The organism is Streptomyces tardus, from assembly GCF_018101125.2.
Taxonomy (GTDB): Bacteria; Actinomycetota; Actinomycetes; order Streptomycetales; family Streptomycetaceae; genus Streptomyces; species Streptomyces tardus.
Genome location: NZ_JAELVF020000001.1, coordinates 4,495,711 through 4,519,096, shown reverse-complemented (window position 1 = coordinate 4,519,096; position 23,386 = coordinate 4,495,711). Strand labels below are relative to the sequence as shown.

Sequence of the window (23,386 nt, the reverse complement as noted above, 5' to 3'; positions counted from 1 at the left end):
GATCCCTCACTGCTTGGGCCGGTGGACCCGTACGTCCAGCCGCGGCTCTCGGGCCAACCCCAGCTCTCGTACGCCGTCCTGCAGGGCCTCTGTCAATTCGCCGCGTACGGCGTCCAGTTCACCGAAGTGCGCCTCGGCGCGGGCGCGCACGCCGGAGCGGCGCACCTTCACCGAAGCGCTGCGCACTCCGTTGACCTCCATCGCGCGGTCCCGCAGCACCAGGGCAGCGGCGTTGCGTTCGACGGCGGCCCGCACCCGGGGCTCGCCGCGCATGGTCAGCGCCGAGCGCAGTCCCGGCGTCAGCGCGAGCGCCAGCAGCCAGAGCCCCAGCAGCAGCGCGAGGACCGCCGCGATGATCACCACGGTGTCGTCGAGGCGGCGCGAGGACAGCTCGTCGGCGAGGTTGCGGCGCCAGCTCGCGGCGTCGGAACCCGCGCGCACCCGCACGATGTCGTACAGGAGCAGCGCGCAGGCGATGAGCGCCAGCAGGCTCGCGAGGAGCGCCGGCAGTCTGCGGGCTGACCAGAAACGTCCCCCGCCGCCGTCCTCGCGCCCGCGCTGAATCGGTTGGTAGGGGGCGCCGTCGACCTGCGGCGACGGCGCCCTCTGCGCGCTGTTCGGCGCGTTCTTCTCCAGGGTGGGCACAGGCCCCGTGCTGTCGTGGCTCACCGCACTCGCTCCGTCCCTTCGCCGTTCAGATGGACAGAGTGGAGGCGTTGGACCTCGACCACCACCTCGCAGGCCGTCATGCCCGCCAGTTCACCCAGTCGTGCGCTGACGACGCGCCGTACGGCGGCGCACTGGGCGCCGATGTCGGACGGATAGCCCAGTTCCACGGCGACGCGCACCCGCGCCTGTCCGCCCTGGTTGTCGTGGTCCGGCAGCCGTCGTACGGATGCGGCCGCATGCGGAGCGTGTGCGCCGACCGCACGGCGGCCGGGATCCCTGCGCAGCGCTTCGTGGGCCGCCTGCGCCGCGATCTTGGCCACCACGCGGTCGTCGAAACGCAGGGAGCCCCGCTCCGGTGCACCGACCGTCTGTTGAGACGACATTCCCTAGCCCCGGCGCCCGTGGTCGCGGGCACGGAGAAGGTCGGACGGCTCCAGATCGCCGTCGGCGATCCTGCCGGCGAGAAATCCGATGGCGCCCAGCGCCGCCACCAGCAGAAAGGCACCGAAGCCGCCAAAGTACCCGGCGAAGCCCAGCGCCATTCCCGTGATCAGACCGACCACAGCCATACTCATCTTGCGCTCCCTCAGTCGACGCCCCGCCGGGCACCCTGGTGTCCACGCGGTGCAGTGCGCCGCGTGCCGTGCCTGCCGCGGTGGCTCCACCGCGGCACTCGCTCAGCCGCTCACTGCAGACGACGGTCCGACTCGTCCTCGTCGTCCTCGTCGGGCAGCTTGACGTCGTCGACCGCGATGTTGACCTCGACGACCTCGAGGCCGGTCATCTGCTGGACGGCGCTGATGACTTCCTTGCGCACGGTGTTGGCGACGTCGACGATCGACACCCCGTACTCGACGACCAGTTGGAGGTCGAGGGCGGTCTGGGTGTCGCCGACCTCGGCCTTCACCCCGCGGCTCACTGCCTTGCCGCCGCCGGGCACCTTGTCGCGCACGGCTCCGAAGGTGCGCGAGAGCCCGCCACCCATCTCGTGGACACCGTCCACGTCTCGGGCCGCCATGCCGGCGATCTTCTCCACCACGCCGTCGGCGATGGTGGTCTGGCCGCGGTTGGCGGCGCTGTTGGCGTTGTTGGAGGCCCCTCGGCGTCCTGCCTGAAGGGTCTTGTTGTCGCTGACTTCCTTGGACGCGGCGGAGGTCTCGGACATCTGCTGCACCCCTTTCCCGCTTCGGCTCAGGGCGTCCGGCAAACCCCGGACGGAACGGCAGGGCCGCTCCCGGCTCACGCTAGCGGCGGGGCGCGGACCCGCGCGGCGCGAGTGAGCCATCCGGGTAGCAGCCGCTGCCGTCCCGAACACGACTGTGCCCCCGACCTTCGGGCCGGGGGCACAGCGGTGGGCCGGGCAGCTACTCGCCGCCACCCACCAGGTCCTGCAACCGCCTTGCCTGGGCGGCACGTTCAGCAGCGGGCTGCTGCGCGAAGGGGCGCTCCACGGCACCGCTCAGCAGCGCCTTGGTCTCGATCACGGCGTCGCGCGGTGCGGCGAGCAGAGCCGCCGTCAGGTCCTCCGTGGCGGCCTCCAGATCGGCCGCGGGCACCACGACGTTGGCAAGGCCGATCCGCTCCGCCTCCTCGGCACGCACAAAACGGCCCGTCGCGCAGATCTCCAGCGCGCGGGCGTAGCCGACCTGACGGACCAGCGGGTGGGTGCCGGTGAGGTCCGGGACGAGACCGAGGCTGGTCTCCTTCATGGCGAACTGGACGTCGTCCGCGCAGACCCGCAGATCACAGGAGAGGGCCAGCTGGAAACCGGCGCCGATCGCGTGGCCCTGGACGGCGGCGACGGTGACCAGGTCGTTCCGCCGCCACCAGAGGAAAGCCTCCTGGTAGCCGGCGATGACGCGCTCGATCTCCTCGACCGGGCCCTTGCCCATGGTGAGGAAGGAAGCCTCGCCGTCGAAGCCCTCGGGCGTGAACGCCTGGCGGTCCAGACCCGCGGAGAAGGACCTGCCCTCCCCGCGCAGCACCACCACACGCACGCTTCCGGGCAGCAGCTGCCCGGCCTCCACCAGCGCCCTCCACATGGCGGGCGACTGGGCGTTGCGCTTCTCGGGGCGAGTGAGAGTCACCGTGGCGACGGTGTCATCCACCGTGAGGCGAACGCCGTCCTTGTCGAGCAGAGTCATGAGCCCTCCGGTGGTTACTCATCAGTTAAGTGACTGAAGAGTAACCACCAGGGGTGGCGCACGAAAGTCTGCTCAGGACGCGGTCTTCTTGCCCCGCGTCGCACCGCCGCGACCGCGGAGGGTCACGCCGGCTTCGCTGAGCATCCGGTGCACGAAGCCGTAAGACCTGCCGGTCTCCTCGGCCAGTGCGCGGATACTCGCACCGGAGTCGTATTTCTTCTTCAGGTCAGCCGCGAGCTTGTCGCGCGCGGCGCCGGTTACCCGGCTGCCCTTCTTCAGAGTCTCGGCCACCCGTGCCTCCTCGTGGGAAGTGCGCTCTGGACTCTCATGATCACCCCTTCCCGGCAGTCTGGCCACCCATTCGACAAGGTCTTGGACTGCCGCTTGCCGACGGGACGCGCGGTGCGACTGCGACACGAGAGGCGCGATGGGCGGGCACCGAGCCTGCGGCGAACCGGCTGAACAATCGTTTCAGCAGGTCAGCGACGTCGTGACGGGAGACGCGCGGGCACGAGGGGAGGTGACGGACGGAGGCACGGAGCCGGCGAGGGCCTCGCAGCCGCCTCGCCGAGGTGCCAGAAGGTCTCACTCAGATGATGGATCTTCACTGGACCGAATGATCCGCAACGAGTCCTCAACGCACCTCGGCCGCGCCCGCTGGTGCTCCGCGGGCGCGGCCGGAAGGGCTCGGGTACGAGCGGACGGGTCAGGCGAGCGCGACCAGGTCCGCGTAGTCCTGACCCCACAGGTCCTCGACGCCGTCGGGCAGCAGGATGATCCGCTCGGGGGCGAGCGCGTCCACCGCCCCCTCGTCGTGGGAGACCAGGACGACGGCGCCACTGAAGGTGCGCAGCGCGCCCAGGATCTCCTCGCGGCTCGCCGGGTCGAGGTTGTTGGTCGGTTCGTCGAGCAGCAGGACGTTCGCCGAGGAGACGACCAGGGAGGCCAGCGCCAGCCGGGTCTTCTCGCCTCCGGAGAGCACACCGGCGGGCTTGTCGACGTCGTCACCGGAGAAGAGGAAGGAACCGAGCACCTTCCGCACGTGGACCAGGTCGAGGTCGGGCGCCGAGGAGCGCATGTTCTCCAGGACGGTGCGGTCGGGGTCGAGCGTCTCGTGCTCCTGTGCGTAGTAGCCGAGCTTGAGGCCGTGGCCCTCGATGACGCGGCCGGTGTCCGACTTCTCGACCCCGGCGAGAAGGCGCAGCAGCGTCGTCTTGCCCGCGCCGTTGAGGCCGAGGATGACCACCCGGGAGCCGCGGTCGACCGCCAGGCCGACATCGGTGAAGATCTCCAACGAGCCGTAGGACTTGGAGAGGTCCTCGGCCATCAGCGGGGTCTTGCCACAGGGCGCGGGGTCGGGGAAGCGGATCTTGGCGACCTTGTCGGAGCGGCGTTCGGCCTCCAGCCCGGAGAGCAGGCGCTCGGCGCGCTTGGCCATGTTCTGCGCGGCCACGGCCTTGGTGGCCTTGGCGCGCATCTTGTCGGCCTGCGAGTTGAGGGCCGCGGCCTTCTTCTCGGCGTTGGCGCGCTCGCGCTTGCGCCGCTTCTCGTCGGCCTCGCGCTGGATCTGGTACTGCCGCCAGCCCATGTTGTACTGGTCGATCTGCGCGCGGTTGGCGTCCAGGTAGAAGACCTTGTTGACGACCGTCTCGACCAGATCGATGTCGTGGGAGATGACCACCAGCCCGCCGCGGTAGGTCTTCAGGAAGTCGCGCAGCCACACGACGGAGTCGGCGTCCAGGTGGTTGGTCGGCTCGTCGAGCAGCAGGAAGTCCGCGTCCGAGAAGAGGATGCGGGCCAGCTCGACGCGACGGCGCTGACCGCCGGAGAGAGTGTGCAGCGGCTGGCCCAGCACCCGCTCGGGCAGCCCCAGACTGGCGGAGATGGTGGCGGCCTCGGCCTCGGCGGCGTACCCGCCCTTGGTCAGGAACTCGGTCTCCAGGCGCTCGTACTTGCGCATGGCACGCTCGCGGGTGGCGCCCTGGCCGGTGGACATCCGGGTCTCGTTCTCCCGCATCCGGCGGATGACGTCGTCCAGTCCGCGGGCGGAGAGGATGCGGTCGCGGGCGAGGACTTCGAGGTCGCCGGTGCGCGGGTCCTGCGGCAGGTAGCCGACCTCGCCACTGCGGGTGATGGCACCGCCGGCGGGGGCGCCCTGGCCCGCGAGGCATTTGGTGAGAGTGGTCTTGCCGGCGCCGTTGCGGCCGACCAGGCCGATGCGGTCGCCTCGGGAGATGCGGAAGGTGGCGGACTCGATCAGGACTCGGGCGCCCGCACGCAGTTCGACGCCGGTGGCGGTGATCACGAATGTCTCCTGGACAGGAAGAAGGGACGAGGCAGGCAGACAGCACGCACCGCGGACACCGATCGGCGCCGCGGTGGGGGTACCTCGTCAGCTAGTGCAGGAGTGAGTAGGCCATGCGGCCAGTCTAGCCACTGCGCGCAAGCCGCTGTGCCCCGCGGTGGTGCCCCGCCGCCCCGAGCGGTGCGGCGGGGCGCGAAGCCGTCAGGCGCCGCCGGTGTGGACCTGGAACGCCGCCCGCCGTACCGCCCTGGCCATGGCCGGGTCCGGATGGGCCGCGGCGAGCGCGACCAGCACCTGGACGGTGCGGGGGTGGCCGCTGGCGCGCACCTCGTCCAGCAGCTGCGCCACGGAGTTCTGCACGGCGGATTCCAGGTGGTCCACCAGCAGGCCGTTCTCTCCGTGGTCGGCGACGGCGGCAGCGGTGTCGACCCAGAGCCAGGTGGCCTCCTCGCGGGTGAGCGGTCCGCCGCTGGCGAGCTCGTCGGGGTCGGCGCCCTCCTGCTCGGCGATCCACAACAGGGCGTACGGGCGGAGCACCGGCTCGGTGTCCACCACTGCGCGCACGGCCGACTCGGCGGGGGCTCCGACCACGCGCAGCGCCTCGAACGCCAGGGCCCGCACCAGCGCGTCCTCGCCGCGTGCGGCGTCCAGCAGCTCGGCGACGGCGGGCGCGGTGGGCCGGGCCGCGAGCCAGGCGCGGTACTCGTCCCGCGCCGGACCGGGACTCAGGCGTACGCAGCCGCGGAGCATGTCCTCGGCGGACTGCTCGATGTTGCCGACCGGGCTCAGCGCGGCGACGCAGATCTGCTCAAGCTTGACCCACACCGCCCAGTTCCCGAGCGGGGTGAGGACGGCCTGGTTGACCGAGCCGGGGTCGTGGCAGCGAGTGAGGGCGCCGACCGAGGCGAGCCCGTCGAGCGCCCAGTCGAGCAGGGCACTCAGCTCACCGGGCGTCGGCAGGTCGGGTACGTCCCCGGGCGCCGCCCGTTCGGTGCGCAGCTCGGCGATCCGCTGCGTCAGCAGCTCCAGCAGGGTCAGTTCGGTGACCGGGCCGGAGGAGAGATGCATGACCGACAGGAACTGCGGAGCGGCCACCACCACATCGCCCACCAGCACCGAACTGGCCTCGGCGGGTGCCGGATAGACCAGCGACCAGGCGTCGAAGAGCGCGACCCAGCCGCGCAGCACCGCCGAACGGTCGCGGTCCCAGGCGTGCAGCCGCCAGCCGGGGCGGGCCGCGTCCTCGTGCAGCTCGATCAGGCCGGCGAGCCGGGCCCGGTCCCAGTGCTGGGCGAGCTGCTCCTCGGGCATCCGCAGGTCCCCGGCGGCCTGTGCGGCCACGGTGAGCGGGGAGATCCCGGAGGCGGCGGCCCAGCGGGCGAGGCGTACGTCGTTGGCCAGGGCAGCGCGGGCCTGCTGCGCGAGTTGCTCGCGCGGAGCCAGGGACGCGGGTGGTCGCGGGGCGGGCCGGGCACGGCTGCCCGCCACCGAGCGACGGGCAGCGGCAACCGCCTGCCGGGGTACAAGGCTCAGTCTGGTGTCTCGCGGAGTACGGGACGTCACGGTGGCAGTCTTCCTGGTGACCCGCAAAAGGCCAAACCGCACCCACGTTCCCGTGCCGGACGCGGGGCGCCCTGCGGCGTGCGAGGCGTGCGCGGCTACATCAGCGGGGTCAGGAACCGGCGCAGCGTCTCCTCGCAACCTTCCTGGTCAGCGTTCCAGGAAGCGGCGTGGGTGGCGTCGGGGAAGAGGTCAAGAGTGACCAACTCCGGTCGTGCCGCAGCGAATTGGCGCGCCGTCGACCAGTCTGCGATCGGATCGTCCCTGCCCTGGATCACGAGAGCGGGAACGGTCAGCCAGGACGGGTCGGCCAGCCGGGCGAGCCGGGCCGGGTCGAGCGCGGCGCGGGCCTCCGCGGCACGCGCGGCGAGTGGAAGCAGCGGCCCGGGAACGCGACGCGCGACCAGCGCGCGCACGGCGGCGCGCCAGTCCAGCACCGGCGAGTCCAGTACGAGGCCGCTGATGTGCGCGCGCAGCGCCGAGTGGGCGGCGGCGTGCAGTGCCATGGAGGCGCCGGTCGACCAGCCGTACAGGACGATGCGGTTGGCGCCGTGGCGTACGGCGTAGCGCATCGCGGCGTCCAGGTCGCGCCACTCGGTGGCGCCCAGATGACCGACGCCGTCGGGGCTTCGCGGCGCGCCGGCGTCGCCGCGGTGGCAGGGGGCGAGCACCGGGGTCTGCATCCGGTCCAGCAGGGGCATGGCCACCATCGGGTGCTCCCGGGTGGTGCCGAGGCCGTGGACGGTCAGAACCCAGGTGTCGCGGGTGCCGGGCAGGAACCAGGCGGGCAGCGTGCCGAGCTCGCCGGGGACCTCGACCTCGGCGTACGGCAGGCCCAGGGCGTCGCCCGGGTTGCCGGCGTACACCTGCGGGGTCATCCGCACCCGGGTGCCGGGGCGCAGTTCGCCGCTGTCCACCCGCTCCAGGCGACGGCGCAGCGTGTCGGGGGTCGGCCCGGTGCCCAGCACCTCGCCGACGGCGGCGTGGCAGCCGGGCGCGACGAGACCGTAGCGGCCGGGCAGGGCCGAGTCCAGGGAGCGGGTGAGGGTGATGTGGCCCCGCTCCGGATCGAGGTCGTGGACGGTCAGCCCGCCGGGTGCGAAACCCGGCGGGGCGGCGGTGGCCGAGCCGCGCCCGAGGGCGGCGCCCGCACCGTACCGGCCGGCGGCCACTGCTGCGGCGCCGGCGGTGAGCATCGTTGTCGCGGCCACTGCCGCGGTGGTCCCCACTCGCACCGGCCCAGTCTCGTCCCGTCCGGCGCGCCGTGGCCAGTGGGTCGCGGCGGCGGAGTGACAGGAGGCCCGGTGCCGCCGTGGCGGACGGGCCGCGGGGTGGCACCGGGACGGGCGGGACGGCCCTGCGCGACTACGGCCGCGGGCCGTAGTCGCGCAGGGCCTCGGCGGCGTCGGCGAGTTCGGCGGGCGTGAGGAGGCTGGGAACGAGACCGTGCACCGAGTGCGCGGTCAGCCACAGCCGGCACATCCACTCCAGCTGGGCGGTGCGCTCGAAGGCCTGGTCCAGGTCGGCGCCGAGGACCACGGTGCCGTGGTTGCGCAGCAGGCACGCCTCTCGCCCCTCCAGCGCCGCGAGGGTGGCCGCGGCGAGCTCCGCGCTGCCGTAACGGGCGTACGGGGCGACCCGGACGGGCCCGCCGAGAGTTGCCAACTGGTAATGCACCGCCGGGAGTTCGTCGACGAGCGTGGAGACGGCGGTGGCGTGCAGCGCGTGCGTGTGCACCACGGCGGCGGCCGTTGTCGTACGACGGTGGACGGCGAGATGGAGCGGCAGCTCGCTGGTCGGCCGAAGCTCGCCCGCCAGGCGGCGGCCGGCGAGGTCGACGGCGCACAGGTCGCCCGGGCCGAGCCGGTCGTAGGGCACTCCGCTCGGGGTGACCAGTACGGCGTCGCCCACGCGGAGCGAGACGTTGCCCGAGGTGCCGACGACGAGGCCGTCGCGAACCGTGCGTAGGGCGGTGTCGACCACTTGCCGCCAGCCCTCCCGCCAGGCCGCCGGCGGGGTCGTCCCGTTCGCCTCGGGTTCATCCATGGATCGCCTCTCGTTTCCGAACGGCCTTGTGCGGCCGGTCTGTTGACGGTCGCCCCGGCGTCGGCCGCGGACGGTGGCGGCAGCGGGTCGACGACGTTCGCGCAGAACGTGACACGGATCTCCCCGGAGCCTCGTCACGGGCGGGACAAAGGCGGGCACCAGGGGCTGTCGAGGGGTGTGCGAAGAGCCCTCACAGGTGTCGCCGCCCCGCGACACCCGACCGCCCGCCCCAGTTCATCTTCCGTTCATTCGGCGTCCCTACGTTCACCGAGCCAGTCTTTGACCGCCGAACTGATTGCCGGGTGAATGGAACACATCACGCTTCTCATCGGGATCGTGATCGTCACGGCCTTGGTGTTCGACTTTACGAACGGCTTCCACGACACGGCCAACGCGATGGCCACCACCATCTCCACCGGGGCGATGAAGCCCAAAGCAGCTGTGGCGATGTCCGCCGTCCTCAACCTGGTCGGCGCCTTCCTCTCCGTCGAGGTGGCCAAGACCATCTCCTCCGGCATCATCGACGAGGGTGCGGGCATCAAACCCGAAGTGATCTTCGCCGGTCTGGTCGGCGCGATCATCTGGAACCTGCTGACCTGGCTCGCCGGACTCCCGTCGAGCTCCTCGCACGCACTGCTGGGCGGACTGATCGGTGCCACGCTCGCCTCGGTGGGCATGGGTGCGGTCAACGGCGACGTCGTCATCATGAAGGTCCTGATCCCGGCACTCGCCGCTCCGCTGGTCGCCGGCATCGCCGCGACCCTGGCGACCAGGCTCACGTACCGTCTGGCGCGCAACGCCGACGAGAAGCAGACCGCCAAGGGCTACCGCGCGGGACAGATCACCTCCGCCGCGCTGGTCTCCCTCGCGCACGGCACCAACGACGCCCAGAAGACGATGGGTGTCATCACCCTCGCGCTGATCTCCGGCGGAGCGCTCGGCGCCAACGCCGACCCGCCGCTGTGGGTCATCACCTCGGCCGGTGTGGCGATCGCGCTCGGCACCTACCTCGGCGGCTGGCGCATCATCCGCACCATGGGCAAGGGTCTGACGGACATCAGGCCGCCCCAGGGCTTCGCGGCCCAGACCAGCGCCGCCGCCACGATCCTCGCCTCCTCGCACATCGGGTTCTCGCTCTCCACCACCCACGTCTGCTCCGGCGCGGTCATGGGCTCCGGCCTGGGTCGCAAGGGCGGCGTGGTGCGCTGGTCGACCGCGACCCGGATGTTCACCGGCTGGGCCATGACGCTGCCGGCCGCCGGCGGTATCGCCGCGATCTCCGCGGTCATCGCCGACCAGGGCGACTGGGGCGTGACGGTGGTCGCCGTGCTGCTCGTGGTGATCTCTGGCGGTATCTACCTGGCCTCGCGCCGCGAGGTCGTGGACCACACCAACGTCAACGACGTCGACCCGATCGCTCCCGAGGAGTCCGGCGTCGTCGCCGCTGCCATGCAGTCCGTCGCCCCGCCGCCGGCCCAGGCCACCATCCCGGCGCAGCTCAGCCCCGAGCAGGCGGACTCCCGCACCGCTCCCCCCGCGGACGGCGAGCCGTACGCAGAGAGCCGGACGCAGACAGCGGACGCGGCGGACCCGAAGGACGCGGAAGCCCTCGGCGCCGCGGGCCCGCAGAGCGCGGAGCGTTCCGTCGCCGAAGAGAAGCCGCAACGACCGGCCGGACTGCTGCCGTGACCCCGGGCACCCGCCCCCACACCTCCGCGAAGGACACACGACGATGAACATCGACTGGGCAGCCCTCGGCCAGGTATTCGGCGTCAGCCTGCTGGCGACCGTGGCACTCGTCGGGATCTTCACACTCGGCATCCTCGGCACCTCCGGAGCCGACCGCACCGGCACCGCCGAGGGTGGCACCACCCACGCGGGCGGCGGCAGCACCACGCTGGCCCGGACCGGCGCGTACCTGTGCTTCGCCGTGAGTGCGGCAGCCGTGGCGTTCGGGATCTACGTCATCGCGGTCTGAACCGAGGCGTGTCCAAGAGACGCGAGCGAGCCCGCCGTGCCCCGTGCGCGGCGGGCTCGCTCGTCTTCTCCCCCGGCTGCGGCGGCGGCGCGTTGCCCTGCACGTGAGGCCACTCACCGCAGGTCAGAGGCGAGTTGACGCCCTCGGCGGCGCATGGTGGACTGCCGAAAGCCAAGCGGCGGCAGAGAGGGAAGACCGGTGAGAATCCGGCGCGGTCCCGCCACTGTCACCGAGGCAGGCCCGACTCCCCGCCGGGGAAGGGCTGTTCGCCTCGGGAGCCAGACGACTCTCACCGTCGACGACGTCGATCCAGGGCGCGGACCCTGAGTGAGGACACCCCCGTGATGCGCGCTTTCCCTGCGCCCCGCGCCGCTGCGGCGCCTGTGCTGCCCCCGTTCGACACAGGCCGAACCGCCTGCGGTGGTTGAGGCCCCGCGGGTGACGAGTGCTCCGCTCGGCATCGCGCTGGGGTACCTGGCCGACGCGGCCCTCGGCGACCCCGCGCGCTTCCATCCGGTGGCGGGTTTCGGTCAACTGACGGGCCGCCTGGAGCAGTTGCTGTGGCGCGACAGCAGGGTCGCCGGTGCGCTGTACACCGCGCTGTGCGTCGGCGGCACGGTCGCGGCGGGCGCGGGCCTCGTACGGGCCGTGCGGCGCTCACCGGCCGCCGGGGCGGCGCTCGCCGCGGCGACGACGTGGTCGGTGCTCGGCGGCGCCTCGCTGGCGCGGGAGGCACAGACGCTCGCCCGGTGCCTGGAGGACGGCGATCTGGCAGCGGCACGCGAGCGCCTCCCGCGGCTGTGCGGGCGCGACCCCCAGTCCCTGGACTCCGACGGGATCGCCCGCGCGGTGGTGGAGTCGGTCGCCGAGAACACCTCGGACGCGGTCGTCGGCGCGCTGCTGTGGGGCGCGGTGGCCGGAGTGCCCGGGATGGCCGCCTTCCGCGCGGCGAACACGCTGGACGCAATGGTCGGCCACCGCTCGCCGCGGCATCTGCGGTTCGGCTGGGCCTCGGCCCGGCTGGACGACGCGGTCGGCCGGCCCGGAGCACGGCTGACCGCCGCGCTCGCCACCGTGCTCGGCCCCGACCACCGTGCCGCGCTGCGCAGTTGGCGTCTGGATGCTGCCGGCCACCCGAGTCCGAACGCGGGGGTGGTGGAGGCGGCGTTCGCCGGAGCGTTGGGCGTACGGCTCGGCGGGACGCTGGCGTACGGCGGGCGGGTTGAGCACCGCGCGGTGCTCAACCCGGAGGGACGTCTTCCGGAGGCGGCCGACATCGCCCGCGCGGTGGCGCTCTCCCGGCGGGTCGGCCACGCCGCGCTGGTGCTCGCGCTGGGCGGTGCGAGAGCCCGGCGGGCACTGCACTCCCGCAGGGCGCGGGCCACGGCGCACCGGGAGGTGGGGTCGTGAACTCCCCCTCGGCACACGGCGGTTCGGCGGGTGGCGGCGCGGTCGACGGCAGGGATCTCGGCGGTGGGCTGCTGGTCGCGGGTACGACCTCGGACGCCGGCAAGAGCGTCGTCACCGCCGGGATCTGCCGGTGGCTGGCGCGCAAAGGGCTGCGAGTGGCGCCGTTCAAGGCACAGAACATGTCGCTCAACTCCTTCGTCACCCGGGACGGCGCCGAGATCGGACGCGCACAGGCGATGCAGGCGGCTGCGGCGGGCGTGGAGCCCTCCGCGCTGATGAACCCCGTCCTGCTCAAGCCCGGCGGCGACCGCACCAGCCAGGTCGTACTGCTCGGCAGGCCGGTGGGTGAACTCAGCGCGCGGGGCTACCACCTGGAGCGCCGGGAACGGCTGCTGGGCACCGTCACCGAGTGCCTGACCGAGCTGCGGCGCACCCACGATGCCGTGATCTGCGAGGGTGCCGGCAGCCCGACCGAGATCAACCTGCGCCGGGGCGATCTGGTGAACATGGGCCTGGCCCGGGCCGCTTCGCTGCCGGTCCTGGTGGTCGGCGACATCGACCGCGGCGGGGTCTTCGCCTCGTTCTTCGGTACGACGGCACTGCTCGCCGCCGAGGACCAGGCGCTGCTCGCCGGCTATCTGGTGAACAAGTTCCGCGGTGACCTCTCGCTGCTGGAGCCGGGCCTGGAGATGCTGCGCTCGGTGACCGGACGCGCCTTCTACGGGGTGCTTCCGCACCGCCGGGGCCTGGGAATCGACGAGGAGGACGGGCTCGGGCTCTCGCTGCGCGAGGGCGCGCGCGGGGCGGACACCGCGCCGCCGTACGGCCGGGAGGTGCTGCGGGTGTCGGTACTGCGGGTGCCGCTGATGTCCAATTTCACCGATGTGGACGCGCTGGCCGCCGAACCCGGGGTGGTCCTGCGCTTCGCGGACCGGCCGGAGGAGCTGGCCGACGCCGACCTGGTCGTCGTACCGGGCACCCGCGGCACGGTCGGGGCGCTGCGCCTGCTGCGGGAGCGCGGGCTGGACCGGGAGTTGGCCCGGCGCGCGGCACAGGGCCGTCCGGTGCTCGGCATCTGCGGCGGGTACCAGCTGCTGGGCGAGCACATCGAGGACGAGGTGGAGTCGCGGGCCGGCTCCGTCGGGGGCCTGGGACTGCTGCCCGTACGGGTGCGGTTCCACCGTGACAAGACCCTGGCGCGGCCGGTCGGTACCGCGCTGGGCGCCCGGGTCGAGGGTTACGAGATCCACCACGGCGTCGCCGAAGTGCTCGGTGGACAGCCGCTGTTCAAAGACGCGTCCGGGCTGCCGCTGGACGGCTGCCGGGTGGGGTCGGTGCGCGGCACCCACTGGCACGGCTCGCTGGAGAACGACGACTACCGCCGCGCGCTGCTGCGCGAGGTGGCGGCCGAGAGCGGGCGGAGCTTCACACCCGCCCCGGGCACCGATTTCGGCCGGCTGCGGGAGGAGCAGTTGGACCGGCTCGGCGACCTGATCGAAGAACACGCAGACACCGCCGCCCTGTTGCGGCTCATCGAAGACGGCCCGCCGAAGGGCCTGCCGTTCCTACCGCCGGGAGCACCTGTATGAGCACCCACACTCCCTACCCCTTCACCGCGATCGTCGGGATGGACGACCTCCGGCTCGGGCTGCTGCTGAACGCCGTGTCCCCGGCGGTCGGCGGCGTACTGGTGCGTGGCGAGAAGGGCACCGCCAAGTCCACCGCGGTACGCGCGTTGGCGGCGCTGATGCCGGCGGTGCCGGTCGTCGACGGCTGCCGTTTCTCCTGCGATCCGGCCGCCCCCGACCCGCGCTGCCCCGACATCGCCGCCGTACCGCACGGCACCGGCAGGGCGGCCGACGCCGCGGCAGACGGCACCTGCGCGGCTGACGGCTCGACCGATGCGGCTGACGCGACCGGTGCGGCTGACGGCGCCGTCGGGGCGAGGGCGCTGCGGGCTGCGCGCATGGTGGAGCTGCCGGTCGGCGCCTCCGAGGACCGGCTCGTCGGCGCCCTGGACATCGAACGGGCCCTGGCCGAGGGCGTGAAGGCGTTCGAGCCGGGCCTGCTGGCGGACGCGCACCGCGGCGTGCTCTACGTCGACGAGGTCAACCTGCTCCACGACCACCTGGTCGACCTGTTGCTGGACGCAGCCGCCATGGGTGCCTCGCACGTCGAGCGCGAGGGCGTCTCGGTGCGGCACGCGGCACGGTTCCTGCTGGTGGGGACCATGAACCCGGAAGAGGGCGAGCTGCGCCCGCAGTTGCTCGACCGGTTCGGACTGACCGTGGAGGTCGCAGCGTCCCGGGACACGGACGAACGGGTGGAGGTCGTACGGCGGCGGCTGGCCTTCGACGCCGATCCGCAGGCGTTCGCCGAGCGGTTCGCCGACGAGGAGGAGGCGCTGCGCCGACACATCGCCGCCGCGCGGGAGTTGCTGCCCGAGGTGGTGCTCGGCGACGCCGCACTGCGGCAGATCGCCGCGACCTGTGCGGCCTTCGAGGTGGACGGGATGCGGGCCGACATCGTGATGGCGCGCACCGCGACGGCGCTGGCCGCCTGGGCGGGCCGCAGCGAGGTGGAGGCGCAGGACGTACGGCAGGCGGCGCTGCTGGCGCTGCCGCACCGCCGTCGGCGCAACCCCTTCGACGCACCCGGCCTGGACGAGGAGAAGCTCGACCGCACGCTCGAGGAGCACCGCGACCCGGAGGGCGCTCCGCCGGAAGGACCCTCCGGCGGCGAGTCGGACGGGCAGCAGGGCGAGGACCCGGACGACGACCCCGGCCCCGGCGGGCCGTCCGGCGGCGGGGTCGGCGCACCGACCGACCCCGCGCCGGAGGGCGGGCCGCCCGAGGGCGGGCGCGAGCCGAGCGTGCCGGAGCAGCCGGACGGCGGCGGGGGCCGTACGCCGGACGAGTCGGCGGACCGGACTCCCGCGGACGCGCCGGCCGGGTCCGGCGGCGCGGCCCCGGGCGGCCCTCCGGAGGCCGCACCGGTGGCCGCCGAAGATCCGTTCAAGGCCCGTACGCTCTCCGTGCCCGGTATCGGGGAGGGAGCGGCCGGCCGGCGTTCGCGAGCCCGTACGGTGCACGGCCGGACCACCGGCGCCCGGCGGCCCCGGGGCCAGCTGAGCCGGCTGCACCTGTCGGCCACGGTGCAGGCCGCAGCGCCGCACCAGCGGGCAAGAGGCAGGCACGGCAACGGACTTGTGGTGCGGCGCGACGATCTGCGGGAGACCGTCCGGGAGGGCCGCGAGTCCAATCTGGTGCTGTTCCTGGTGGACGCCTCCGGCTCGATGGCGGCCCGCAAGCGGATGAGCGCGGTCAAGGGCGCGGTGCTGTCGCTGCTCCTCGACGCCTACCAGCGCCGCGACAAGGTCGGCATGGTAACGTTCCGCCGCTCCGAGGCGGAGCTGGTGCTGCCGCCGACCTCCTCGGTGGACGCGGCGGCGGCGCGGCTGGCGCAGCTCTCCACCGGCGGACGCACTCCGCTGGCGGCCGGTCTGCTGCGGGCGCGCGAGGTGCTGCGGATCGAGCGGCTGCGCGATCCGGCCCGCCGCCCGCTGCTGGTGACCGTCACCGACGGCCGGGCCACCAGCGGGGTCGAGCCGGTCGGTCGCGCACACCACGCGGCGAGGCTGCTGGCGGCGGACGGTACGGCGAGCGTGGTGGTCGACTGCGAGACGGGCCCGGTGCGCCTGGGCATGGCGCAGGCACTCGCCCGTCAGCTGCGAAGCACCGCGGTCACTTTGGACGAACTCCGCGCGGACACCGTGTCCGCGCTGGTCAGGGACGTACGAAAGGCGGCGTGATGCCGAAGGGACAGCCGAGTGTGGTGCCGGACGACGGCCTCACCACCCGACAGCGGCGCAACCGTCCGCTGGTCGCCGTGCACACCGGCGACGGCAAGGGGAAGTCGACCGCGGCCTTCGGCCTGGCGCTGCGGGCGTGGAACCAGGGCTGGCCGATCGGGGTGTTCCAGTTCGTGAAGTCTGCCAAGTGGAAGGTCGGCGAGGAGCGCGCGCTGCGGGTGCTGGGCGCCAGCGGCGAGGGCGGCACGGTCGCCTGGCACAAGATGGGCGAGGGCTGGTCGTGGGTCCAGCGTGATCCGACCTCCAACGAGGAGGCCGCCCGCGAGGGTTGGGAGCAGGTCAAGCGCGACCTCGCGGCCGAGACCCACCGGCTCTACGTGCTGGACGAGTTCGCGTACCCGCTGCGCTGGGGCTGGGTGGACACCGCCGAGGTCGTCGAGGTGCTGCGGCAGCGGCCGGGCACGCAGCACGTGGTGATCACCGGCCGCAACGCTCCGTCGGAGCTGATCGACGCCGCCGATCTGGTCACCGAGATGGGCAAGGTGCGCCATCCGATGGACGACGGCCAGAAGGGCCAGCGCGGCATCGAGTGGTGAGGCCCCCGGCCCGTTGCACGGCCCCGGCCGGCCACGGCGGCGCCCGGCCGACCGCCGCGGCTCACGGGCACCGGTCGGCGGGTCGGCCCGCGCGGCCGGCACCCCACCCGTACAGCGCCCGACACCTCGGGACGGCAACCAGGAGAGCGCCACCATGCACCACACCGCCCAGCGCCCCGGGAGCGGACGATGACCCGGCTCCCGCGGCTGGTCGTCGCCGCACCCGCGTCCGGTTCGGGGAAGACGACCGTGGCCACCGGGCTGATGGCCGCCTTCACCCGCGCGGGCCTCGATGTGTCCCCGCACAAGGTCGGCCCGGACTACATCGATCCCGGCTACCACGCGCTCGCGGTCTCCGGCGCTCGCTACGGGGGTGAGGCCGGGCACTCCCCGGCGTGGCTCCAGGGACGCCCCGGACGCAATCTGGACGCGTTCCTGTGCGGTTCCGAGCTGCTCGCCCCGCTGCTGCTGCACGGCGCCGCCGGGGCGGACCTGGCGGTGATCGAGGGCGTGATGGGGCTCTACGACGGGGCCGCCGGGCGTGGTGAGGAGGCCTCCACGGCGCAGGCCGCGAAGCTGCTGCGCGCACCCGTGGTGCTGGTGGTCGACGCCTCCTCGCAGTCGCGGTCGGTGGCGGCGCTGGTGCACGGTTTCGTCTCCTGGGACCCGGAGGTGCGCATCGGCGGCGTCATCCTCAACAAGGTCGGGTCGGCACGCCACGAGGAACTGCTGCGGGAGGCCATGGAGGCGGTCGGCATCCCGGTGGTCGGCGTGCTCCACCGCGCCGAGCCGGTACGGACCCCGGCCCGGCACCTGGGACTGGTACCGGTCGCGGAGCGGCGCCGGGAGGCGGTCGAGGCGGTGGCGGAGCTGGCGGTCCGGGTGGCACAAGGGGTGGATCTCCAGGCCCTGTTGGCGCTCGCGCACAGCGCACCCCCGCTGCCGCAGCAGCCGTGGAGCGCCACCGTGGCGGTACGGTCCGCAGCCGCGCCGCAGCCCGAGGGGGCCGACGTGGGCGCCGAGGGGGACGTGGACGCCGAGCCGCTCGGAGCGGCGGCGCGGCGGCGGGCGGGCCGGCGGCCGGTGGTGGCGGTGGCGGGAGGCGCGGCGTTCACCTTCTCCTACGCCGAGCACACCGAGCTGTTGCGCGCCGCCGGGGCGGAGGTGGTCGCCTTCGACCCGCTGCACGAGGAGCAGCTCCCCGAGGGTGCGGACGCGCTGGTCATCGGCGGCGGCTTCCCCGAGGTGTACGCCGACGAGCTGGCCACCAACGAACCGCTCGCCCGGGAGGTCGCCGCCTTCCGCGGCCCCGTCGCCGCGGAGTGCGCGGGACTGCTCTACCTGGGACGGGAGTTGGACGGGCGGCCCATGTGCGGGCTGCTGGACCTCACCGCCACCATGACCGACCGGCTCACCCTCGGCTACCGGGAGGCGGTCGCGGTGGCGGACAACGTGCTGGCGGCTGCGGGCACGCGGGTGCGCGGCCACGAGTTCCACCGCACGGCCGTGACGCCCGCCGCCGGCGAGCCGCCCGCCTGGGGAGTGCCCGGCCCGCCGCGGCGCACCGAGGGCTTCGCCGACGAGCGGCTGCACGCCTCGTATCTGCATCTGCACTGGGCTGCGCACCCGGAACTCGCGAGGCGGCTGGTCGCCCGTGCCGCGGCCCACCGGGCGGCGCGGTGAGCGCCGGGAGCGCGGCTGCGGCCGAGGACCCCGACGGCTGCGTCGTCGGGGTGGGCTGCTGCCGGGGCGCCGACCCGGCCGAGATCATGACCCTGGTCCGACAGACGCTGGAGGCCGCCGGAGTCACCGAGCGGCGGGTACGGGCGCTGGCGACCGTCGACGTACGGGCGCGGGAGCCCGGAATCACCGCGGCGGCCCAGGAGTTGGGCGTACCGCTGCGCTGCTACCCGGCCCCGGCGCTCGCGGCGGTGGAGGTGCCGCACCCCTCGGCCGCAGCGGACACCTCGCTCGGCACCCCGAGCGTCGCCGAGGCCGCCGCGCTGCTCGGCGCGGGCGAACCGTACGGCGACGCGGCCGAACTCCTCGTCCCCAAGCGGAAGTCGGCGCCCGAAGGCCACCCCTCGACGGTCACCTGCGCCGTCGCACACCGCGCCTCCGCCGCCCTGCTGCGCCACCACGGGGACGCCGAGGTGCGCAGCCCGCAGGCCGGGCCGAACGGAAACGCCGAAGGCGCCGGGGGCTCCGGACTCGAGGGCTCCGGACTCACCGATCTCGCCGTCAACGTACGCGCTGGTACGCCCCCGACGTGGCTGGTGGAGCGGCTGACCGCCTCGCTGGCCGGGCTGGCCGCCTATCCCGACGGCCGGGCCGCCCGTCGTGCCGTGGCACGGCGGCACGGGCTCGCGGAGGAGCAGGTGCTGCTGACCGCGGGCGCCGCCGAGGCGTTCGTCCTGCTGGCCCGTACGCTGCGGGCGCGGCAAGCGGCGGTGGTGCACCCGCAGTTCACCGAGCCGGAGGCAGCACTGCGGGACGCGGGCGTACCGGTGTGCCGGGTGCTGCTGACGGAGCGCGACGGCTTCCGGCTCGGCGTCGCCCCGGTGCCCGCGGACGCCGATCTGGTGGTGGTCGGCAACCCGACCAACCCCACCTCGGTGCTGCACCCGGCCGCCGAACTCGCCCGACTCGCCGCCCCCGGGCGGACGCTGGTCGTCGACGAAGCCTTCATCGACGCCGTACCGGGCGAGGCCGAGTCGCTGGTGCCCCTGCTCGGGCGGCTGCCGGGACGGGTCGTCCTGCTCCGGAGCCTGACAAAGACCTGGGGGCTGGCCGGGCTGCGCATCGGCTACGTGCTCTCCGACCCGCGGACCGTCGCGCTGCTGGGCGCGGGGCAGCCGCTGTGGCCGGTCTCCAGCCCCGCGCTGGTCGCGGCGGAGGTGTGCAGCACGCCCGAGGCGCTTGCGGAGGCCGAGGCGGCAGCGCAAACGACGGCGGCCCATCGGGAGCATCTGCTGCACGGACTGGACGCGTTGGTCCGGCTGCGTCCGGCGCGGGTGGCGGCGCGGGCGCCGTTCGTCCTGGTGCACCATCCCGACGCGCCCCGGTTGCGCGCCCTGCTGCGCGAACGCGGCTTCGCCGTACGGCGTGCGGACACCTTTCCCGGCCTGGGCCGGGAGTGGCTGCGTCTCGCGGTGCGCGATCCGGCGACCAGCGACCGGCTCCTGCACGCCCTCGCCGAGTTGGAGGCGCGGCAGGGGTGAGCCCAGCGCTCCGGCGGCAGAACGAGGAGGCTCGCCCTGCCGCCGGAGCGGAACACCGCCGCACGGGCAGGGCCCCGCCCGTGCGAGCACCGCCCGTGCGCCCGGCCGACGCCGCGTCTCGGGCGGGCGTTCAGGCCCTGCGCCGCCTGGCCAGGAGCAGGGTGCCGCCGATGGCGAACAGCGCGGCCCCGGAGCCCAGCAGGTAGGGGGTGCGCGAATCACCGCCGGTGGCCGCGAGGCGCGGTGACTCCTCTTCGTCCTTCCGCTCCTCGGCCGACGTCTGCTCGGTGGCGCGCCGCTCCGTCTGCGGCGCGGCGCCCTTCTCCTGCTCAGGAGCCTGCTTCTGGGGCTTCTCGGGCTTCTCCTCGGTGGTGACCTCCTTCGCCGCGCGCGGAGTTCGGCAGCTCGCCTCCGCGAGCGTGACCCGGCCCTCGACCTCGGCCACGTTGAGGTTCAGCGGGTTGACGGAGACCGACAGGTCCAGGGCGCTGGCGGCGGCAGTGCGGCTGGTGGTCTCGGTACGGGCGAGTTCGAGCTTCACCTCGCCCACCCCGGGCACCTTGAGGTGGGTCGGACCGGAAGAGCTGAGCGTCGTGCGCCGGCCGAGCAGCTTGACCGTGGTCAGCGGGTTCGCCTCGGCGACGGGCCGCTCGCCCACCGCGCAGTGCGCACGGGCCGTGACGGCGTCCACCTCGATGAGCGAGAGGAGCGGCAGGCCGGGCACGTGCACCCGCGTCTTGAGCAGCTCGACCTCCGCCTCGGCGGACTTCTTGTCGACGGTGGCCGTCGTACGCGCCACATCAGCCCTGAGCACGCTGAACGGGCGGCCCTTGTCGACGCCGTCGAGGTGGGCGGTGAGCGCGGTCCGGTCGGCCTTCTCCCGGCCGCCGTCGGGGACCGTCACCTCGTTGAGGGTCAGGCTCAGCGGTACGTGCACGGTCTTGTTGAGCAGCCCGACGTCCAGGGCGGCGCGGAGCACCGAGGCGCTCGCCCGGCCGGGGTCCGCGCCGCTGTCGGTGGCCGAGGCAGGAGCGGCGGCGGCAGCGAGCAGGGCGGTGGCGGTGAGCACAGTGAATACGGCTTTGGACACGGTGGTGGAACTCCCACGGGGGTTGGAGGCCACCGACGCGCCTGGCAGGGGACTTCACGCGCACCGGTGACGGGACGACGCCATCGTTGACGTCTCACCCGTGTCGCGTCAGCCGCGCGCCACGACTTCACCCGGACGGGATCGCACCGTACGGATGCGCGAACGCCGTACGGCGTCAACCGGCCCCGCACCAGGGGCAGTTGCACACCTCCCGGCCGTCGCCGGGCGCCCCGGCCGACGCATCCGGCACCGTCGACGGACGCCGGGCGGCGACCCGAGCCGGACCGCCGCCCGAGCCGGGCCGCCGCCGACAGACGTACCGGCGCCCGCGTGCGTCACCGGCAGCACGACGGGCAGCACGGGCAGCAAGGCCGGCCGGGCAGCACTGGCGTCAGCCCGTCGTCGACACCACTCGGCCGCGGAGCACCACACGGCGCGGCCCCGCCAGCGCCCGGACGTCCGCCCGGGGGTCGGAGTCGCAGACCAGCAGATCGGCGGGCGCGCCCTCCTCCAGCCCGGGGTGCCCCAGCCATCGGCGGGCGGCCCAGGTGGCGGCCGAGAGCGCGTCGACCGTCGGGATGCCGGCGCGCACCAGCTCGGCCACCTCGTCGGCGACCCGGCCGTGCGCGATCGTGCCGCCCGCGTCGGTGCCGACGTAGAGCGGAATGCCGGCCTCGTACGCAGCCCGCACGGTGTCGTGGCGGCGCTCGTACAGCCGGTCCATGTGGGCCGCCCAGCGCGGGAACCGGGCCCGCCCGCTCTCGGCAAGGCGCGGGAACGTGGCGATGTTGACCAGGGTCGGCACGACAGCGGTGCCGCGTTCGACGAAGAGCGGAATGAGGTCCTCGGTCAGTCCGGTGGCGTGCTCCACGCAGTCCGCGCCCGCCTCGACCACATCGCGCAGCGAACTCTCGGCGAAGCAGTGCGCGGTCAGCCGCGCGCCTTCCCGATGGGCGGCGTCGACGGCCTCGTCCAGGGCCCAGCGCGGCCAGCAGGGGGCGAGGTCGCCCTGCTCCCGGTCGATCCAGTCGCCGACGAGCTTGACCCAGCCGTCGCCGCGCTTCGCCTCCTGCTCGACCCGGGAGGCGAGCTCCTCGGGTTCGATCTCGTGGGCGAAGTTGCGCAGATAGCGCCGCGGCCGGGCGAGGTGTCGCCCTGCTCTGACGATGCGGGGCAGCTCCTGCTCGTCGTCGATCCAGCGGGTGTCGGCGGGCGAGCCGGCGTCGCGCACCAGGAGCGTCCCGGCGTCGCGGTCGGCGAGCGCCTGGGCCCGGCTGGTGGCGCGGTCCACCGCGCCGCCGGCGTCCAGCCCGATGTGGCAGTGGGCGTCGACGAGGCCCGGCAGCACCCATCCGGTGAGCGCGGCGGTGTCCGCGGCCCGGGGGCGCTCGAAGGTGATGCGGCCCTCGCGCACCCACAGCTCGTCCCGGACATCCTCGGGGCCCACCAGGACCCGGCCCTTGATGTGCAGCACCGCGCTATCGCTCATGGGCCGCACACTAATCGGCGCCCCGATCCGAATGCGATCGGCGACTCTTCACCGCCTGATCGACAACTGATCGCGCACCGGTCCACAGGGGAACAGCAGCGGAACAACCGCGGACAGTAATCCCGGAAAGTCACTCGCGCCACTCATGGAATCCGCTACGATGCGTTCGGATTCGAAATCGCGATCTTAGTCACCGACTCTCTCCTGCCCGGCGCTTCCAAGCCCAAACGCACTGGTTTTGCGAGCTACGCCACTGCAATTCGGAGGGGTCTCCAAGGCGTTACGCGACTGTGACGCACTCAACATTTCGTCCGCTTGGCCCGTTTTATCCCTGACAAACCGGCCAATTCCGCGGCCTCGCGCCCGCTGTTCGCGGGTTCGCGCGATAACACATCATGCGCTTCTGCGTAACCCTGATCCGCGATGCAATTTCGGATTCTCCTCGGTAAATTTAATGAACATGACCCCCGCACAAGCAGACCTTGCAGGTGCCCGCAGCGACGTACGTGAAGTACTGGAAATCCCGGAAGGACTGAAGCTCGACACCCCCGGGGTCGAGGACGGCGCTGCGTTTTGGCGCATCGCCCGCGACTCCCAGGTGCTCGACCTCAACTCCTCCTACAGCTATCTGCTGTGGTGTCGGGACTTCGCCGCCACCTCGGTCGTGGCGCGCGACGGGGACGGAGAGCCAGTCGGCTTCATCACCGGCTTCCTACGGCCCCGGCACGAGCGGACCCTGCTGATCTGGCAGGTCGCCGTGGACGGTTCGCAGCGCGGCCGCGGCCTCGCCGGCGCGATGCTCGACGGTCTGACGGCACGGGTCGCCGACGAGTTCGGCATCGACCACATGGAAACCACCGTGACCCCCGACAACGCCCCCTCCAACCGACTGTTCACGTCCTTCGCCGAGCGCCACGGCGCCGGCGTGGAGCGCGAGGTGCTGTTCGACGGCACGGCCTTCCCGGACGAGGGCCACGAGCCCGAGGTGCTCTACCGGATAGGTCCGATTCCGCGGCTCGTGCGCGCGGAGCGCTGACCACCCCCACCGGCCGGCCTTCGGAGCCGGC

Annotated in this window: 21 protein-coding genes and 1 riboswitch; of the genes, 9 read left to right on the top strand and 12 right to left on the bottom strand. The window is 73.4% G+C overall.

All coding sequences use genetic code 11. From position 1 onward, the window contains the following. Window positions 1-6 precede the first annotated feature (6 nt). The 10 genes from JGS22_RS19340 to JGS22_RS19295 all read right to left on the bottom strand — a co-directional run bounded on the left by JGS22_RS19340 (window position 7) and on the right by JGS22_RS19295 (window position 8,724). Window positions 7-669 (bottom strand): DUF6286 domain-containing protein, encoded by a 663-nt coding sequence (locus JGS22_RS19340; protein WP_211038870.1) that lies wholly within the window; start codon window positions 667-669, stop codon window positions 7-9. Further along, window positions 666-1,052, bottom strand: a complete 387-nt coding sequence (locus JGS22_RS19335) for an Asp23/Gls24 family envelope stress response protein (RefSeq protein ID WP_211038869.1) — start codon at window positions 1,050-1,052, stop codon at window positions 666-668. Before JGS22_RS19335 ends, JGS22_RS19340 begins: the two co-directional genes overlap by 4 nt. A gap of 3 nt (window positions 1,053-1,055) precedes the next feature. Next, window positions 1,056-1,244: a hypothetical protein gene (locus JGS22_RS19330; protein WP_211038868.1), complete on the bottom strand. Its 189-nt coding sequence runs from the start codon at window positions 1,242-1,244 to the stop codon at window positions 1,056-1,058. 110 nt (window positions 1,245-1,354) lie between these two features. Further along, window positions 1,355-1,834: an Asp23/Gls24 family envelope stress response protein gene (locus tag JGS22_RS19325; RefSeq protein WP_211038866.1), complete on the bottom strand. Its 480-nt coding sequence runs from the start codon at window positions 1,832-1,834 to the stop codon at window positions 1,355-1,357. A 199-nt stretch (window positions 1,835-2,033) separates the two neighbouring features. Then, entirely contained in the window at window positions 2,034-2,813 is a 780-nt protein-coding gene (locus JGS22_RS19320) for an enoyl-CoA hydratase/isomerase family protein (protein ID WP_211038864.1), read from the bottom strand. Between the two features lie 72 nt (window positions 2,814-2,885). Next, a complete protein-coding gene (locus JGS22_RS19315) occupies window positions 2,886-3,104 on the bottom strand; it encodes a helix-turn-helix domain-containing protein (RefSeq protein ID WP_211038862.1) in 219 nt (72 codons plus the stop codon). Window positions 3,105-3,519: 415 nt separating this feature from the next. After that, complete coding sequence (locus tag JGS22_RS19310) at window positions 3,520-5,118, bottom strand: ABC-F family ATP-binding cassette domain-containing protein (protein ID WP_211038860.1); 1,599 nt, start codon at window positions 5,116-5,118, stop codon at window positions 3,520-3,522. Window positions 5,119-5,319: 201 nt separating this feature from the next. Further along, window positions 5,320-6,681: a hypothetical protein gene (locus JGS22_RS19305; RefSeq protein ID WP_211038858.1), complete on the bottom strand. Its 1,362-nt coding sequence runs from the start codon at window positions 6,679-6,681 to the stop codon at window positions 5,320-5,322. Between the two features lie 95 nt (window positions 6,682-6,776). Then, window positions 6,777-7,913 carry an alpha/beta hydrolase family protein gene (locus JGS22_RS19300; protein ID WP_211038856.1) on the bottom strand — a complete coding sequence of 379 codons (1,137 nt, stop codon included), beginning with the start codon at window positions 7,911-7,913 and terminating at the stop codon, window positions 6,777-6,779. A gap of 130 nt (window positions 7,914-8,043) precedes the next feature. Next, a complete protein-coding gene (locus JGS22_RS19295) occupies window positions 8,044-8,724 on the bottom strand; it encodes a class II aldolase/adducin family protein (RefSeq protein WP_211038854.1) in 681 nt (226 codons plus the stop codon). 306 nt (window positions 8,725-9,030) lie between these two features. Between JGS22_RS19295 and JGS22_RS19290 the strand changes: the two genes are divergently transcribed. The 8 genes from JGS22_RS19290 to cobC all read left to right on the top strand — a co-directional run bounded on the left by JGS22_RS19290 (window position 9,031) and on the right by cobC (window position 19,740). Then, on the top strand, window positions 9,031-10,413 hold the full coding sequence (locus tag JGS22_RS19290) for an inorganic phosphate transporter (RefSeq protein ID WP_211038853.1): 1,383 nt from the start codon (window positions 9,031-9,033) through the stop codon (window positions 10,411-10,413). Between the two features lie 43 nt (window positions 10,414-10,456). Beyond that, window positions 10,457-10,702 (top strand): hypothetical protein, encoded by a 246-nt coding sequence (locus JGS22_RS19285; RefSeq protein WP_211038851.1) that lies wholly within the window; start codon window positions 10,457-10,459, stop codon window positions 10,700-10,702. Window positions 10,703-10,841: 139 nt separating this feature from the next. Further along, window positions 10,842-11,061: riboswitch (cobalamin riboswitch) on the top strand. A gap of 79 nt (window positions 11,062-11,140) precedes the next feature. After that, a complete protein-coding gene (locus JGS22_RS19280) occupies window positions 11,141-12,112 on the top strand; it encodes a cobalamin biosynthesis protein (RefSeq protein ID WP_211038849.1) in 972 nt (323 codons plus the stop codon). A gap of 68 nt (window positions 12,113-12,180) precedes the next feature. Further along, the gene (locus tag JGS22_RS19275; RefSeq protein WP_236074146.1) at window positions 12,181-13,701 is read left to right on the top strand and encodes a cobyric acid synthase; all 1,521 of its coding nucleotides are present in this window, start codon (window positions 12,181-12,183) and stop codon (window positions 13,699-13,701) included. Continuing rightward, complete coding sequence (locus JGS22_RS19270; RefSeq protein WP_211038844.1) at window positions 13,698-15,923, top strand: putative cobaltochelatase; 2,226 nt, start codon at window positions 13,698-13,700, stop codon at window positions 15,921-15,923. Before JGS22_RS19275 ends, JGS22_RS19270 begins: the two co-directional genes overlap by 4 nt. After that, the gene (cobO, locus tag JGS22_RS19265) at window positions 15,923-16,519 is read left to right on the top strand and encodes a cob(I)yrinic acid a,c-diamide adenosyltransferase (RefSeq protein ID WP_211038842.1); all 597 of its coding nucleotides are present in this window, start codon (window positions 15,923-15,925) and stop codon (window positions 16,517-16,519) included. The genes JGS22_RS19270 and cobO overlap by 1 nt, the downstream gene beginning before the upstream one ends. 189 nt (window positions 16,520-16,708) lie before the next feature. Next, window positions 16,709-18,202 (top strand): cobyrinic acid a,c-diamide synthase CobB, encoded by a 1,494-nt coding sequence (locus JGS22_RS19260; RefSeq protein ID WP_211038840.1) that lies wholly within the window; start codon window positions 16,709-16,711, stop codon window positions 18,200-18,202. Next, a complete protein-coding gene (gene cobC, locus JGS22_RS19255; protein WP_308405752.1) occupies window positions 18,199-19,740 on the top strand; it encodes an Rv2231c family histidinol phosphate aminotransferase CobC in 1,542 nt (513 codons plus the stop codon). Before JGS22_RS19260 ends, cobC begins: the two co-directional genes overlap by 4 nt. 130 nt (window positions 19,741-19,870) lie before the next feature. Here cobC and JGS22_RS19250 read toward each other — a convergent pair whose 3' ends face one another. Next, the gene (locus JGS22_RS19250; RefSeq protein WP_308405751.1) at window positions 19,871-20,830 is read right to left on the bottom strand and encodes an SCO1860 family LAETG-anchored protein; all 960 of its coding nucleotides are present in this window, start codon (window positions 20,828-20,830) and stop codon (window positions 19,871-19,873) included. 391 nt (window positions 20,831-21,221) lie between these two features. After that, window positions 21,222-22,319: an amidohydrolase family protein gene (locus JGS22_RS19245; protein ID WP_211038836.1), complete on the bottom strand. Its 1,098-nt coding sequence runs from the start codon at window positions 22,317-22,319 to the stop codon at window positions 21,222-21,224. 460 nt (window positions 22,320-22,779) lie between these two features. Between JGS22_RS19245 and ectA the strand changes: the two genes are divergently transcribed. Further along, window positions 22,780-23,355: a diaminobutyrate acetyltransferase gene (gene ectA / locus JGS22_RS19240; RefSeq protein WP_211038835.1), complete on the top strand. Its 576-nt coding sequence runs from the start codon at window positions 22,780-22,782 to the stop codon at window positions 23,353-23,355. Window positions 23,356-23,386 lie beyond the last annotated feature (31 nt).

Coding starts and splice junctions, on each gene's coding strand:
- JGS22_RS19335 (WP_211038869.1), bottom strand. CDS start 1,052: ATGTCGTCTCAACAGACGGTCGGTGCACCGGAGCGGGGCTCCCTGCGT.
- JGS22_RS19330 (WP_211038868.1), bottom strand. CDS start 1,244: ATGAGTATGGCTGTGGTCGGTCTGATCACGGGAATGGCGCTGGGCTTC.
- JGS22_RS19325 (WP_211038866.1), bottom strand. CDS start 1,834: ATGTCCGAGACCTCCGCCGCGTCCAAGGAAGTCAGCGACAACAAGACC.
- JGS22_RS19320 (WP_211038864.1), bottom strand. CDS start 2,813: ATGACTCTGCTCGACAAGGACGGCGTTCGCCTCACGGTGGATGACACC.
- JGS22_RS19295 (WP_211038854.1), bottom strand. CDS start 8,724: ATGGATGAACCCGAGGCGAACGGGACGACCCCGCCGGCGGCCTGGCGG.
- JGS22_RS19290 (WP_211038853.1), top strand. CDS start 9,031: ATGGAACACATCACGCTTCTCATCGGGATCGTGATCGTCACGGCCTTG.
- JGS22_RS19285 (WP_211038851.1), top strand. CDS start 10,457: ATGAACATCGACTGGGCAGCCCTCGGCCAGGTATTCGGCGTCAGCCTG.
- JGS22_RS19270 (WP_211038844.1), top strand. CDS start 13,698: ATGAGCACCCACACTCCCTACCCCTTCACCGCGATCGTCGGGATGGAC.
- cobO (WP_211038842.1), top strand. CDS start 15,923: ATGCCGAAGGGACAGCCGAGTGTGGTGCCGGACGACGGCCTCACCACC.
- JGS22_RS19260 (WP_211038840.1), top strand. CDS start 16,709: ATGACCCGGCTCCCGCGGCTGGTCGTCGCCGCACCCGCGTCCGGTTCG.
- JGS22_RS19245 (WP_211038836.1), bottom strand. CDS start 22,319: ATGAGCGATAGCGCGGTGCTGCACATCAAGGGCCGGGTCCTGGTGGGC.
- ectA (WP_211038835.1), top strand. CDS start 22,780: ATGACCCCCGCACAAGCAGACCTTGCAGGTGCCCGCAGCGACGTACGT.